The organism is Nevskia ramosa DSM 11499 (assembly GCF_000420645.1).
GTDB classification, from domain to species: domain Bacteria; phylum Pseudomonadota; class Gammaproteobacteria; order Nevskiales; family Nevskiaceae; genus Nevskia; species Nevskia ramosa.
On sequence record NZ_ATVI01000007.1, the window covers coordinates 199,749 to 213,792 of the forward strand.

10 protein-coding genes are annotated in these 14,044 nt (G+C 63.7%); 1 reads left to right on the forward strand and 9 read right to left on the reverse strand.

Annotation, left to right across the window (positions count from 1 at the left end; translation table 11 throughout):
* The first annotated feature begins 21 nt into the window (after positions 1 to 21).
* On the forward strand, positions 22 to 1,584 hold the full coding sequence (locus tag G513_RS0112280) for a fumarate hydratase (RefSeq protein ID WP_022977142.1): 1,563 nt from the start codon (positions 22 to 24) through the stop codon (positions 1,582 to 1,584).
* A gap of 100 nt (positions 1,585 to 1,684) precedes the next feature.
* Here the strand turns inward: G513_RS0112280 and G513_RS0112285 are convergent, their stop codons facing one another.
* The 9 genes from G513_RS0112285 to phoB all read right to left on the reverse strand — a co-directional run bounded on the left by G513_RS0112285 (position 1,685) and on the right by phoB (position 14,029).
* Positions 1,685 to 3,472, reverse strand: a complete 1,788-nt coding sequence (locus G513_RS0112285; protein WP_022977143.1) for an acyl-CoA dehydrogenase C-terminal domain-containing protein — start codon at positions 3,470 to 3,472, stop codon at positions 1,685 to 1,687.
* A gap of 295 nt (positions 3,473 to 3,767) precedes the next feature.
* On the reverse strand, positions 3,768 to 4,475 hold the full coding sequence (tsaB, locus tag G513_RS0112290; RefSeq protein WP_022977144.1) for a tRNA (adenosine(37)-N6)-threonylcarbamoyltransferase complex dimerization subunit type 1 TsaB: 708 nt from the start codon (positions 4,473 to 4,475) through the stop codon (positions 3,768 to 3,770).
* Positions 4,472 to 6,376 carry a DNA repair helicase YoaA gene (gene yoaA, locus G513_RS0112295; RefSeq protein ID WP_022977145.1) on the reverse strand — a complete coding sequence of 635 codons (1,905 nt, stop codon included), beginning with the start codon at positions 6,374 to 6,376 and terminating at the stop codon, positions 4,472 to 4,474. Before yoaA ends, tsaB begins: the two co-directional genes overlap by 4 nt.
* Positions 6,373 to 7,020 (reverse strand): tetratricopeptide repeat protein, encoded by a 648-nt coding sequence (locus G513_RS24955; RefSeq protein ID WP_022977146.1) that lies wholly within the window; start codon positions 7,018 to 7,020, stop codon positions 6,373 to 6,375. The genes yoaA and G513_RS24955 overlap by 4 nt, the downstream gene beginning before the upstream one ends.
* A complete protein-coding gene (gene mrcB, locus G513_RS0112305) occupies positions 7,017 to 9,317 on the reverse strand; it encodes a penicillin-binding protein 1B (protein WP_022977147.1) in 2,301 nt (766 codons plus the stop codon). The genes G513_RS24955 and mrcB overlap by 4 nt, the downstream gene beginning before the upstream one ends.
* A 112-nt stretch (positions 9,318 to 9,429) precedes the next feature.
* Positions 9,430 to 10,143, reverse strand: a complete 714-nt coding sequence (gene phoU / locus G513_RS0112310; protein ID WP_022977148.1) for a phosphate signaling complex protein PhoU — start codon at positions 10,141 to 10,143, stop codon at positions 9,430 to 9,432.
* Positions 10,144 to 10,415: 272 nt separating this feature from the next.
* Positions 10,416 to 11,708, reverse strand: a complete 1,293-nt coding sequence (locus G513_RS22800) for an OprO/OprP family phosphate-selective porin (RefSeq protein ID WP_022977149.1) — start codon at positions 11,706 to 11,708, stop codon at positions 10,416 to 10,418.
* A 256-nt stretch (positions 11,709 to 11,964) separates the two neighbouring features.
* Positions 11,965 to 13,281 carry a phosphate regulon sensor histidine kinase PhoR gene (gene phoR, locus G513_RS0112320; RefSeq protein ID WP_051144415.1) on the reverse strand — a complete coding sequence of 439 codons (1,317 nt, stop codon included), beginning with the start codon at positions 13,279 to 13,281 and terminating at the stop codon, positions 11,965 to 11,967.
* A 55-nt stretch (positions 13,282 to 13,336) separates the two neighbouring features.
* Positions 13,337 to 14,029, reverse strand: a complete 693-nt coding sequence (gene phoB, locus G513_RS0112325) for a phosphate regulon transcriptional regulator PhoB (RefSeq protein ID WP_022977151.1) — start codon at positions 14,027 to 14,029, stop codon at positions 13,337 to 13,339.
* Between the last annotated feature and the right edge of the window lie 15 nt (positions 14,030 to 14,044).

The window sequence follows — 14,044 nt, forward strand, 5'->3', positions numbered from 1 at the left end:
GATCCAGCCCCCGCGCCAGCCATGACCGCCCCGAGCCACGCCAGCACCACCGCCATCCGGCAGGAAGACCTGATCCAGAGCGTCGCCGACGCGCTGCAGTACATCTCGTACTACCACCCAGTCGACTACATCAAGAACTTGGCCGCCGCCTACGAGCGCGAGCAGTCGCCGGCTGCCAAGGACGCGATTGCCCAGATCCTGATCAATTCGCGGCTCTGCGCCGAAGGCCATCGGCCGATCTGCCAGGACACCGGCATCGTCACGGTCTTTCTCAAGATCGGCATGAACATCAGCTGGCCGGATGCGACGATGGGTGTGGAGGACATGGTCAACGAAGGCGTGCGCCGCGCCTACAACCACCCGGACAACAAGCTGCGCGCCTCGGTGCTCGCCGATCCGGCGTTCGGCCGCCGCAACACCAAGGACAACACGCCGGCGGTGGTCAACGTCAGCATCGTCCAGGGCCATGAAGTGGAAGTGACGGTCGCTGCCAAGGGCGGCGGCTCGGAAGCGAAATCGAAGTTCGCGATGCTCAATCCATCGGATTCGATCGTCGACTGGGTGCTGAAGACGGTGCCGACGATGGGCGCCGGCTGGTGCCCGCCGGGCATGCTCGGCATCGGCATCGGCGGCACCGCCGAAAAGGCGATGCTGCTGGCCAAGGAATCGCTGATGGAGCCGATCGACATGCCGGAGCTGAAGGCTCGCGGCGCAGCCAAAGAACCATTGACCAAGCTTGAAGAGCTGCGCATCGAGCTGTTCGACAAGGTCAACGCGCTCGGCATCGGCGCACAAGGTCTCGGCGGCCTGACCACAGTGCTCGACGTCAAGATCTTCGACTACCCGACCCACGCCGCGAACCTGCCGGTAGCGATCATTCCGAACTGCGCGGCGACCCGTCACGCCCATTTCGTGCTCGACGGTTCCGGCCCGGTCTCGCTCGATCCGCCGAGCCTCGAAGACTGGCCGAAACTGACCTATTCGCCGGCCGGCGCCCGTCGCGTCAATCTCGATACCGTCACCCGCGAAGAAGTAGCCAGCTGGAAGCCGGGCGAAGTGGTTCTGCTCAACGGCAAGCTGCTGACCGGCCGCGACGCCGCCCACAAGCGGATGATCGACATGCTCAACCGCGGCGAGAAGCTGCCGGTCGACTTCACCAATCGCTTCATCTATTACGTCGGCCCGGTCGACCCGATCCGTGATGAAGTCGTCGGCCCGGCTGGCCCGACCACCGCCACGCGCATGGACAAGTTCACCCGCCAGATGCTGGAAACCACCGGTCTGCTCGGCATGGTCGGCAAAAGCGAGCGCGGCCAGATCGCGATCGACGCGATCAAGGACAACAAGGCCGTCTATCTGATGGCGGTCGGCGGCGCGGCCTATCTCGTCTCGAAAGCGATCAAGGCCTCGAAAGTCATGGCCTTCGAAGACCTCGGCATGGAAGCGATCTACGAGTTCACCGTCAAGGACATGCCGGTGACGGTAGCGGTCGATTCCGCCGGTACTTCGGTGCACGAGACCGGGCCGAAGATCTGGAAGGAGCGAATTTCTGGGATCGCCGGCATTCCGGTGGTCATCGCGTAAGCAGACCCAACGAAAACAGCGGCGTTCGATTGCTCGAACGCCGCTGCAAGGTTTCAATCCTGAAGCCGCCCGGCTGACACCGGGCGGCTTTTTCGTTGCCTCAGAACAAGGCTTCCGGCATTTCCATCAGCGAGGAAGCGCCCGAACGGATCTGCTTCAGGTTCATCGCCGTTTCCGGCAGCATTTTCTGGAAGTAGAAGCGCGCGGTAATCAGCTTGGACTTGTAAAAGTCACCCTGATCCTGCTTGTCCAGCGCGATCTTCGCCATGCGGGTCCAGAAGTAGGCGTAAACGAGATGGCCGACGAGGTGCATGTACGGCACCGAAGCGGCGCCCACTTCATCGGCGTTCTTCATCGCCTTCTGGCCGATTTCCATCGTCACCTTCTGCACTTCCTGGCCCAGTTCGCCGAGCGGCTTGATGAATTCGGCCATCGCTTCATTGCCGCTTTCAGCCTTGACCAGGTCGGACACCATCTTGCCGAACTTCATCAGCTTGGCGCCCATGTCGCTGAGCACCTTGCGGCCGAGCAGATCGAGCGCCTGGATGCCGTTGGTACCCTCGTAGATCATGTTGATGCGGGCATCGCGGACGTACTGCTCCATGCCCCATTCCTTGATGTAGCCGTGGCCGCCGAAGATCTGCATGCCGAGAGTGGTCGAGACATAGCTCTGCTCGGTGATGAAGCCCTTGACGATCGGCGTCAGCAGCGCCATCAGGTCGGCGGATTCCTTGCGAACCTTTTCATCCGGGTGGTAGTGCTCCTTGTCGAGCTGCAGGCCGGACCAGTAGGTGAACGCGCGCGCGCCTTCCACGTGGGCCTTCTGGGTCAGCAGCATGCGCCGCACGTCCGGGTGGACGATGATCGGATCGGCCGCCTTGTCCGGCGCCTTCGGGCCGGTCAGCGAACGCATCTGGATACGATCCTTCGCATAGGCCAGCGAGTTCTGGTACGCCACTTCGGCCAGACCCAGCGACTGCATGCCGACGCCGAGACGGGCGCCGTTCATCATCACGAACATGGCGTTCAGGCCCTTGTTCGCTTCGCCGACCAGCCAGCCGGTGGCGCCGTCGAGGTTGATCACGCAAGTGGCATTGCCGTGAATGCCCATCTTGTGTTCCAGCGCGCCGCACTTGACGCCGTTGCGGGCGCCGAGCGAGCCATCCGCGTTCGGGATGAACTTCGGCACGACGAACAGCGAGATGCCCTTGGTGCCGACCGGTGCGTCGGGCAGACGGGCGAGCACGAGATGGACGATGTTTTCGGCGAGATCATGCTCACCGGCCGAGATGAAGATCTTCTGGCCGCTGATCGCATAGCTGCCGTCGCCGTTCGGCTCGGCCTTCGAACGCAGCATGCCGAGATCGGTACCGCAATGGCTTTCGGTCAGGCACATGGTGCCGGTCCAGTGGCCGGAGACGATCTTCGGCAGATACAGCGCTTTCAGCTCGGGCGTGCCGTGCACGCGGAGTGCGGCGTAGGCGCCGTGAGTCAGGCCCGGATACATCGTCCAGGCCTGGTTCGCCGAGTTGAGCATTTCGTACAGCACGTTGTTGACCACTTCCGGCAGGCCCTGGCCGCCGAATTCCGGATCACAGGCCAGTGCCGGCCAGCCCGCGTCGACATACGACGCATAGGCTTCCTTGAAACCGTTCGGGGCCTTGACCACGCCGCTGGCCTTGTCGAGCTGGCAGCCTTCCTCGTCACCGCTCTGGTTCAGCGGGAAGATCACTTCGCTGGCGAACTTGCCGGCTTCCTCGGCGATCGAGTTGATCGTGTCGCCATCGAGTTCGGCGTGCTGCGGCATCGACTTCAGTTCGGCTTCGACGCCGAGCAACTCATGAAGGACGAACTGCATGTCGCGCAACGGGGCGTTGTACTGACCCATGAGGCTTCTCCAGATTGAATGCCAGCTGATTGAGAGGTTGTTGCACTGCATCCATACGGCGCAGTACGGAAAATCTGCGCGGATTATGGCAAGACAAAATCGAATCGGCTAGCCGCTTGTCGGACGAGGCGACGAATGGTGTACGACTGTTGCGATACGGTCGTCGGAACGCAGGCGTTCCGCGCTTGGTTGCGCTGGGAGTGAACCGTGAGGAGAACGAAATTCCCTTTGGAATTGAAGACTTGGGCGATCGACGCCGATTCGATTCCGGATCGGAACCGAGAACAGCAGTTGCTCAGCGGCGCGAGTCGCGTAATGCCTGCTGTTCGATCTTGGTCAGCGCTACGCGATTGCGGAGATAGGCTGGAACCAGCCGCGCGGCGTCTGTACCCTGCCCGGCTGCCAACTGCGGAGCGGCAATGGCAAACGCCGCAGCGGCGTGCGGCAGAGCATCCGGAACGATCATCAGAGGTGCCGTCGTCAAGGCCGCCAGCAGCGCATCGCGATGCGCGCCCCAACCCGTGCCGATGGCGAGATACGAATCCGCCACCGGTGCCGCGATCGCGGAAGCCGGGCCCACCGTCTCGTCAGCCAGCGCTTGCGCCACGCCATCGACCAGCCGATAGGCGCCGAAATAGACCTCGTCCATCCGGGCATCGATCGCCGCAAGCGCGCGCGCCTCAGGTTGTTCGATCAAGGCGCGCTGCGCCAGCATCGCCAGCGAAGTCACGCCGATCACCGGTCGATCCAGACCCAGCGCCAGGCCCTTCACATAGCTGACGCCAATTCGCACGCCGGCAAAGCTGCCGGGACCGATGCCGCAGACCAGGCCATCGAGCTGGCGCAGGCTCAAGCCGGCTTCGGCCAGCAGTTGCGGCACCAGCAGCGGCAGGCGTGTCGAGTGTTCGCGGCCAGCGACTTCAAAGCGCTCGGTAATCTCGCCGTTCAACAGCAGCGCAACGGAAAGTCCTTCGGTCGCCGTATCGATCGAGAGCAGCTTCATGCAGCGAGCTCCTCGCGCAACCAGTCGCAAACCTTGGCGCGATCAGTCAGCACCGGCATCGGCGGCAGGCTCGCCAGCACTCGCTTGCCGTAGCTCTTGCCGCGAATGCGCGGATCGCAGAGCACGATCAGGCCGCGATCGGAAGGATCGCGGATCAGCCGGCCGACACCCTGACGCAAGCTGGTGATCGCGCGCGGCAACTGCAGTTCGTTGAACGGATTGCCGCCGCGTTCGCGGATCAGCTTGATGCGCGCCTCGAACACCGGATCGCCCTGCTGGCCGAACGGCAGCTTGTCGATCGCGACCAGCCGCAGCGCCGCACCTTTCACGTCGACGCCTTCCCAGAAACTCGCAGTGGCCACCAGCACGGCATTGCCGGCTTTCGCGAAGCGATCGATCAGCGCCGCCTTGCCTTCCTCGCCCTGCACCAGCAGCGGAAATGCCAGCGACGCGCGCAGGCGTTCGGCGATGCGATCCATCGCCCGATAGCTGGTGCACAGCACGAAGGCGCCGCCGCCGCTGGCTTCGATCAGCGGCACCAGCGCTTCGGCGACGCGGTCCGGGTAGTCGGGATCATTCGGGTCCGGCAAGCCCGGCGGCAGGTACAGGCGCGCCTGTTCGGCGTAGTCGAAGGGGCTGTCGAGACGCAGCGTCTCAGCGTCATCAAGGCCCAGGGTCGCGGTGAAATGCGAGAAATCCTGGTTGGCGGCGATGGTCGCCGAGGTGAAGATCCAGGCGCCGGGATAGGTCGCCATGAAACGCTTGAAGCCTTCGATCGGTTCGATCGGCGCGGCGTGCAACGCCCCACCCCGGCCGACCGCTTCCGCCCAGCGCACCAGCCCGAGAGCGGCGTTGCCGGCGACCTTGTCGAGCGTGTTGGCCATCGTCGTCGCGCGCCCGGCGCAATGGGTGAGGCCGGTGGAACGATCGGCAACCGCCTGCAGACAGTCGCGGCATTCGTCGAGCGCCGTCCGCACCGCGCCAATGGCAGAAGCCGCGCCGGCACGCGTGGAGAAATCGTCCAGCGACAGACGTCCGCCGAGTTCGCTGAACGGCCGCTCCAGTTCGATCGTCGCCAGCGCCAGTTGATCGAGCGCTTCGTTGAGACGCGGCATGTCGCGGAACGCTTGGATTTCGACCGCGATGTCGCGGGACAGATCGGACAGCTGCCGCGTCGATACCCGTTCGCCGAAGAACTGGGTGGCCAGTTCCGGCAGCTGATGCGCTTCGTCGATGACGATCGCGTCGGCACCGGGCAGCACGCCGAAGCCTTCTTCCTTGAGTCGGAAATCGGCGAACAGCAGATGGTGGTTGACGACCACCAGATCGGCCGCCTGGGCCGCGCGGCGCGCCTTGACCACGTGGCATTCGGCGAAATCGGGGCATTTGCCGCCGAGGCAGTTATCGGCCGTCGAGGTCACCAGCGGCAGCAGCTGATCATCGGCGATGGCCGGCGGCAGCTCGGAGATTTCACCGCTGTCGGTGCGGATCGCCCAATCGTCGATGTAGGTCAACTTGTCACGACGCACGCGGCTGCGCGGATCGATCACCGCCTTGCGCATCCGGTAGATGCACAGATAGTTCGAGCGCCCTTTCAGCAGGCTCACTCTCACCGGCAGGCCGAGCGCGTCGCGGACTTTCGGCAGATCGCGGAAGAACAGTTGATCCTGCAGGTTCTTGGTGCCGGTGGACACCACGACTCGACGGCCGCTGGCGAGCGCCGGCACCAGATAAGCGTAGGTCTTGCCTGTGCCGGTGCCGGCTTCGACGACCAGCCGGCTGCGTTCGGCGATCGCCTGTTCGACGGCCGCGGCCATCGTCTGCTGCTGGATGCGCGGCGCGAATCCGGGCAGCGAGCGCGCAAACGGACCTTGCTCGCCGAGCAGTTCGGCCGCGTTCACGGTACCGCGGAGGCTGCCGCCGGCATGGCGCCGCCGCCACCGCTGGCAGCAAGTGCGCTGCCGATTTCGTCGGCGCGAGTCCGCGCCGCCTGTGCAGCCGGCGTGTTGCCGTAGACCGCGAGCGCCGAAGCGATCACCCGCCAGTTACCGAGTTCCAGCCAGGGATTGCCACGCGCCAGGCTATTCGACTTGCGGGCCGCACTTTCAGCCTGCTCGACGTTGTGCAGCGCCAGATGGGTTTCGGCCATCGCCTGCCAGACGAAAGCATTCTTCGGCTCGATACGCAGCGCCCGTTCGTACTGGCCGAGCGCGTCCTGAGGACGGCTGGCGCTACGGAAGTTCTGCGCCTGCTTGGCCAGCGCCAGTACTGCAGGACCCGTGCCGGCCGCAGCCAGCGTCTTCGGGAAGCTCTCGGCCGACGGCTGCTGGCGGACCGGCGGTTGGGTCGGTTGCAGCGGCGGAATGGTTTCGGCTGGCGCCGTCGTCGGCGGCAACGCTGGTGGCTGGGTCTGCTGAGTGGACTCCTGCCGCGTCGGCACCGTTGGCTGCGCCACGCAGGCGGCCAGCAAGGCGACGGCCATCAGCGCAACAGGTGTCAGCACACGGGGCTTGCGGGCCGCCGTGACAGTCGAAAACGGGGTCATCGGAAGATGTCTTTCAGCCAATCCAGTGGCGAGGATTGTCCCGCATTCGCGCAGGGCGCGTAATCCTTCGGCAGCGCGCCGCTGAGGAACGGCACCGTCACCTGGGCGGCGCAGCCAGCGTCGGCAAGCAAGCCGGTGACCGGATCGATCTGCGCTTCTTCGACACCGGCCGGCGGTGTCAGATCAATGCCGCGCGCATCGAGATCGCGCATCAGCCGGCCCCAGATGCGCAGCGCGCCGGCGGCGCCATCGAGGCCCACCGGCTTGTTGTCGTCGCGGCCGACCCAGACCACGGCGACCCGGTCGCTGCCGAAACCGGCGAACCAGGAATCTCGCGCGTCATCGGTGGTGCCGGTCTTGCCAGCGAATTTCTGGCCGGCAGGCAGTACCGACACCGCCCAGCGCCCGGTGCCGAATTCGATGACTTTCTGCATCGCCCAGGTGGTGAGATAGACCGGCCCTTCGGGCAAGGTCTGCTTGAGCTGGAAGCTGTAACGCGACAGCGGCTGGCCTTCCTTGGTCATCACCTCGCGGATCGCCAGCAGCGGCGTCAGATAGCCGCTGGCGGCAAGCGTCGAATAGATCTGCGCGACGTCGAGCGGTGATGCGTTGATTGCACCGAGAAACATCGACGGCAGCCGCGGCGGGCCTTGCAGACCAGCCGCTTCGATCAGGTCATGGACGCGGTCGACGCCGATATCCAGGCCGATGCGCACCGTTGGCAGGTTGTAGCTCTTGGCCAGCGCCACATGTAGCGGCACATTGCCGTGCAACTGGCGGTCGTAATTCTTCGGCGCCCAGTGGCTGCCATTCAGCATCTTCAGATCGATCGGTTCGTCGGCGATCGTGCTGTACAGGTTGTAGCGGCCCGGATCGGCCAGCGCCGCCAGATAGACGAAGGGCTTGGCCAGCGAGCCAATCGGGCGCTGGGAATCGAGCGCGCGATTGAAACCGGGATAGCGGACATTGCGATCGCCGACCATCGCCAGCACTTCGCCGCCTTCGACGCTGGTGACCACACCAGCCGCCTGCAGAGTGCCCGGCTTCAGCTGACGGTTCTTTTCGAGATCCGGCAGGTCGGCAATGATCCGCGCCTCCAGCCGTTCCTGGGCGCGTGGATCGAGCGTGGTGAAGATGCGCAGGCCTTCGCTGCCCAGGTCTTCCTCGCGGTACAGGCCTTTGATCTGGCGACGCACCAGGTCGATGAACGCCGGGTAACGCTCGACGCCGCCGGCCACGCTGTTCAGCACGCCGAGCGGCGTCAGCGCTTCGGCTTCGCGCTCGTCGTCGCGGATCAGGCCGCCGTCTTCCATCAACTGCAGCACCAGATCGCGGCGATCCTTGACCCGCTCCGGTGACTTGCGCGGGTTGTAGACCGTCGGCCCCTTGGCGATGCCGACCAGCAGCGCGATCTCGGCCGGGCGCAATTCGTTCAGCGGCTTGTTGAAGTAGAACTGGCTGGCCAGACCGAAGCCGTGGATCGCTCGCGAACCGTCCTGGCCGAGCCAGACCTCGTTCAGATAAGCCTCAAGAATGTCGTTCTTGGAAACATGGCGTTCGAGCAGGATCGCCATCAGCGCTTCGTTGATCTTTCGGCCGTAGCTCTGTTCGTTGGACAGGAACAGGTTCTTGATCAACTGCTGGGTGAGGGTCGAACCGCCCTGCTTTCTGCTGCCACTGCTGAACAGATTGCTGAACGCCGCGCGCAGGATGCCTTTCGGGCTGACGCCGAAGTGATCGGCGAAGGCGCGATCCTCGACTCGAATCAAGGTCGCCGGCAGCAGCGGCGGCACTTCCGACAGCTTGACCAGCACCCGATCCTCACCGCTGTGGCTCGGATAGATGCTGCCGATCAGCATCGGATCCAGCCGCAGCAGATCGATGGACGCATCGCTGCCCATCGCCCGCAAGCTGGTCAGGCTGCTGGCGTCGCTTTTCACGGCCAGGCGCATCTCCGGCTGCACGCCATCCCAGAATGCGAAGGCCCGGGTATCGACACGCAACTCACTGCCGCTTACCGCAAAAGTGCCCGGCCCGGTCAGCTCGTCGCTGGCCCGATAACCGAGCCGTTCAAGCTCGCGGCGGAGTTCGGTGATGCTGATTCGTGCGCCGGGATAGAGCTCAAGCGGCGAGGCATAGACCTGCGCAGGCAACACCCAGCGCACGCCGGCGTAGCGGGCGCGCACGTCCTGATCGAGCCTGACCAGCCAGAACGAAAGTCCGAGCAGGCCGACGCTGAACGAGATCGCCAGGCCGATCAACAGCCAGCGCAGGAGCGGAGATTTGATGCGAATCATGAACCGCGAATGGTAACGGCTTTCCCGGCAGATCGCCGTTCCCGCACAGCCTCTGCCGCTTCAGGATCGCCGGCGACTGCGGACGGACAAGGTCTGCAGTCAGCCTTCCGAATCAGCTACGCGCCTCGCGTTCCATCGCTTCGAGGCCAAGATGACGGACGTCCTTGCCCTTGACGAAGTAGATGACGTATTCGGCGATGTTGCGAGCGTGATCGCCGATCCGCTCCAGCGCGCGCACCGACCAGATCACGTCGAGCACCCGGCGGATGGTGCGCGGGTCTTCCATCATGAAGGTGATGCACTGGCGCAGCAGCGCCTCATATTCGCGGTCCACCGCAACATCTTCCTGGGCCACGGCGAGGGCGGCGTCGACATCCATGCGCGCGAAGGCATCCAGCGCATCACGGACCATCTGCGAGACGTGACGCGACAGGTGGCCGACCTCGACCAGCGGTGCCGGCGAGCGCTCGTGCTGACCCAGATCGATCGCCATGCGGGCGATCTTCGAGGCTTCATCGCCGATCCGTTCGAGATCGGTGATGGTCTTGATCACGGCGTAGACCAGACGCAGATCTCCGGCCGTTGGCTGGCGGCGAGCCAGAATGCCGCTGCATTCCTCGTCGATCTGCACTTCGAGCTGATTGACGCGGATATCGTTGCGCCTGACTTCATCGGCGAGTTCGCTGTCGGCTTCGATCAGCGCCCGCGTGGCATCGACGATCTGCTGTTCGACGAGCCCGCCCATCGCCAGCACGCGCTGACGGACATCCTCCAGTTCGGAGTTGTACTGGCTGGAGATGTGCGACTTGTAGGAAGGCGTGTTCATGAGCGCTGTGAGAGTCCGGATTCAAAGGTGTTGCCTGCTTTAGTCTAGCGGGCATTGCGCCGGACGAGGACCGGACGCTGACGATCGCTTGCCGGCAGGATCAAGAACGGCCGCGCAAGCCTTATCACTTGCGCGGCCGTCATCTCTCGCTGCAACCGATCTCAGAACGCGATCTGCATGCGGACGTTACTGGAGTGCGTGAGGTCGTCGCTGACCTCGCGGCAACCACCGTCGTGCAGATTGAACATCGGAGGTGTCAATGGAGTGACGGATCAGAACGCCAGCTGGACGCGCGCGTTGTACGAGCTGGTGTTGTCGCCAGTCACGTTATTGTCACCGCGGATGTAATTGAACATGAAGCGCACGGCCGGATTGACGTAGTAGTTGGCACCGACGGTGTACTGCTGGACATAGCAGCCTTCGCCAGTCCGGGACGGAGCGGCAGTGGGGTAGGCGCTGTTGCAGACGCCGTCACCCGCTGAACGATCCTGGTTGAGGATCTTGTCGTACCGGGCGACCAGTTCGACGGCGCCAATCGGGCTGTTGACCTTCGGCGAGCCGAAAGTGCCGCGATCCTTCTTGTAGGTCTTCGTCTCGCCGGTCAGGAACACGCTGCCCTGGACGGTGACTGCTTCGATGCGGTCGATCGTGCGGCCGTCCGCCTGGACCGCCGTGTCTTCCCAACGGGTCTCGGCATATTCCGACTGCAGGAACACCGGGCCGTACGTACCGGCCAGTTCGACGCCCCAGAAGGTTTCCGACGAGCCACTGGCGCCGCCGATGACCTGGGTCGGGCCGAGCACCTGGGTCGCGCTGTTGCGACCCGCATAGGTCACCGAGCCCGGCGCGACGGTTTCGTTGCCACCCTTGCCGAAGTCATCGATACCACCCCAGGCACCGAGATGGAGCTTCATGTCGTTGGCGTCGTAGGCGAGCCAGGTCAGACGCTCCGAAGTACCGAAGCCCTGGCCGGCATTGTTGCCCAGCGGATGCGCCGCATCGTAGACCGAGGCCTGGGCCAGGAAGAAGCCGAAGTCCGTGTTGATCGGGCGCTTGTAGAAAACGCCCGGCTGGTACTGACGATTGCCGCCGGCGAGCAGGGAGTTGGTCAGCATCGGACGCTCCATCAGCAGGATTTCGTTCGAGCTGGTCAGTTCTTCGATCGAGCGGAACGGCTTGTGTTGGCCGATGATCAGATCGCCGCCGAACACCTGGTGGCTGACCCACATTTCGCGGATCGAATTCGGCGACTGGCCGGCCGTGAAGTCGTTCTCGAACTTGAACCGCCAGTCATACAGCTTGCCGGTCAGGGTCAGGTAGGAACGGCGGACATAGACGCCGCTGGTCGTGGCGTTGGCGGTGTTGGTGGGAATTTCCTCGATCTTGCCTTCGTCGAACAACACGCCGTCAAGCTGAATGCGGCCACCGATGCCGAATTCGAACTTGCCGTCCGCGGTCTTGATCTTCAAACCACCGCTGGTGGTCGCGTCGTCCGCGCTGGCAACGCTGGCGGCGGTGGCGCCGATAAGGAAAATCGCGGCTGCATGCTGGAGCAGTTTGTTCACTAAAGGACTCTCGAAGGGTGGCGGGAAGTTCTCCAGCTCCCGCCTCGAATCGTCCTGAGGCGCGAACTGGAATCTGCAAATCGTCGTTATAACGATGTGCAGATTTTGTCGACGCCGGCATTCTTGAATCCTTCGATTTCGGTTTGATGACGGAATTGTGACATTCACGTGACAAGCCAGCCGAAGGCCGAACTTATTGTTTCATTTCAATGATTTTGATATGACAGCAACGGCCCGGATCGGGCCGGGAACGCGATCAGCCGACGCTGTTTCGCAGTTCCTGACGGTTGACACCGTCGTGCACGCGATGCACGGGAAAATGACAAGTGAAGGTGCTGCCAACGCCCACTTCGCTGTCGATGGTCATCCGCCCTTCGAGATGCTCGATCGCATGCTTGACGATCGACAGGCCGAGGCCGGTGCCACCGCTGGCCCGCGAGCGACCGATGTCGACGCGATAGAAGCGCTCGGTGATCCGTGGCAGATCCTTCTCCTCGATACCGATGCCGGTATCGGCCACCTGGAACTGCGCACCCTGGTCGTCACCGCTCCAGCGCACGCTGATGATTCCCTTCTCGGGCGTGTAGTGAACCGCATTCGAGACCAAGTTGGTGAAGATGCTCTGCGTCTCCGCCTCACGGCCGTAGAGCCGCAAAGCGGGCTGGATGTCGAACTCGATGCGATGCTTGCCCTGGGACAGGCTGCGTGCTTCCTGTTCGACCCGGGCCAGCATCCGTGGCACGTCGAGCACGTCCTGCCGGGTGTTGATCAGATCCGACTCCAGCCGCGCCAGCTTCAGCAGATCGCCGATCAACGCTTCCATGCGCGTGGCCTGGGCGCGCATCTCGGCGATCGGCGTGCGCCATTCGAACAGCGAGCCGCCGGTATGGCAGTCCGGCTCCATGACATCGAGATAGCCACGCAACACGGTCAGCGGCGTGCGCAATTCATGGGAGGCATTGGCGACGAAATCACGGCGTGCGGTTTCCAGACGCCGCACGTCCGAAACATCGCGGACGATCATCAGGCGCTGGCCGTTGCCATAGGGGATGATCCGGAACGACAGCATCGTGCCGCTGTTGACCGGTGATTCGCATTCGACTTCGCCGCTGTAATCGTCGCGCGAAAAGTATTCGGTGAACGCCGGCTTGCGAACCAGATTGGCGATGCGCAGCCCCACGTCCTGCTGCACACGCAGGCCGAGCAGCGCCTGCGCCGCCGGATTGAACCAGACGATTTCGCCAGACGAGCCGAGCACGACGGCGCCATCCGGCAAGGCTTCGGTGGATGCCTGGAACTCGGACAGGATCGCCGCCAGGCGGCGTTTGCGCTTGCGGTTGCGCTTCTGCAGATTCAGCAAGCCATCGAACACCTCACCCCAGGTGCCTCCGGCAATCGGCAGTTCGGTCTGCTTCGGACTGGCGAACCAGACTCGCAGCCGGACCAAGTAGCGCAGATGCGCCAGCAGGCTGACCGTCAGTGCCAGCACCACCGCCTGCCAGCCGAGACCGACGAACGAACCGAGCAGGCCGACAGCGCCGATCTTCAGTGCGGTGTAGAAAAGCTCGCGCATCAACTCCAGGCTAGGCAGCCAAGCCCTAGACATCATTCACACCGGTTCCGAAAACTCATGCCTGTTCGGAGAACCGATAACCGGTGCCGCGCACCGTCTGGATCATGCCGTCGTAGCCATGCGGTTCCAGCGCCTTGCGCAGACGACGGATATGCACGTCGACCGTGCGTTCCTCGACATAGACGCTCTGGCCCCAGACCCGATCCAGCACCTGTTCGCGGGTGTAGACGCGTTCCGGATGGCTGATGAAGAAATGCAGCAGGCGGTACTCGGTCGGCCCCAGCTTCACCGGCTCGCCCTTCGCAGTGACCCGCTGGCTGGCGGCGTCAACCTGCAGCCCGCCTATGGCCAGCCGTTCTTCTTCACCGCCGGGCATGGTCCGGCGCATCACCGCATTGATGCGGGCGATCAGTTCCGGGAACGAGAACGGCTTCGACACGTAATCGTCGCAACCGATGTTCAGGCCGCGGATCTTGTCTTCTTCTTCGGCGCGCGCGGTGACCATGATCACCGGCAGGTCCTTGGTCTGCGCCGCCGACTTCAACTCGCGGGCGTACTCGACGCCAGAAACGCCCGGCATCATCCAGTCGAGCAGAATCAGATCGGGGCGTTCTTCGGCGATGCGAAGACGTGCACTGGGCACATCCTGAGCGACGCTGACCCGGAAATCACCACGCTCCAGCGCGAAGCGGAGCATGTCTCGGATCGAGGCTTCATCCTCGATCACCAGAATCTTCTTGTTTTGCATCCCCATCCTTCGATT

Excerpts from the sequence above, each read along its gene's own strand:
- G513_RS0112280 (WP_022977142.1), top strand. The coding sequence starts at position 22 with ATGACCGCCCCGAGCCACGCCAGCACCACCGCCATCCGGCAGGAAGAC.
- G513_RS0112285 (WP_022977143.1), bottom strand. The coding sequence starts at position 3,472 with ATGGGTCAGTACAACGCCCCGTTGCGCGACATGCAGTTCGTCCTTCAT.
- tsaB (WP_022977144.1), bottom strand. The coding sequence starts at position 4,475 with ATGAAGCTGCTCTCGATCGATACGGCGACCGAAGGACTTTCCGTTGCG.
- G513_RS24955 (WP_022977146.1), bottom strand. The coding sequence starts at position 7,020 with ATGACCCCGTTTTCGACTGTCACGGCGGCCCGCAAGCCCCGTGTGCTG.
- mrcB (WP_022977147.1), bottom strand. The coding sequence starts at position 9,317 with ATGATTCGCATCAAATCTCCGCTCCTGCGCTGGCTGTTGATCGGCCTG.
- phoU (WP_022977148.1), bottom strand. The coding sequence starts at position 10,143 with ATGAACACGCCTTCCTACAAGTCGCACATCTCCAGCCAGTACAACTCC.
- phoR (WP_051144415.1), bottom strand. The coding sequence starts at position 13,281 with ATGCGCGAGCTTTTCTACACCGCACTGAAGATCGGCGCTGTCGGCCTG.
- phoB (WP_022977151.1), bottom strand. The coding sequence starts at position 14,029 with ATGCAAAACAAGAAGATTCTGGTGATCGAGGATGAAGCCTCGATCCGA.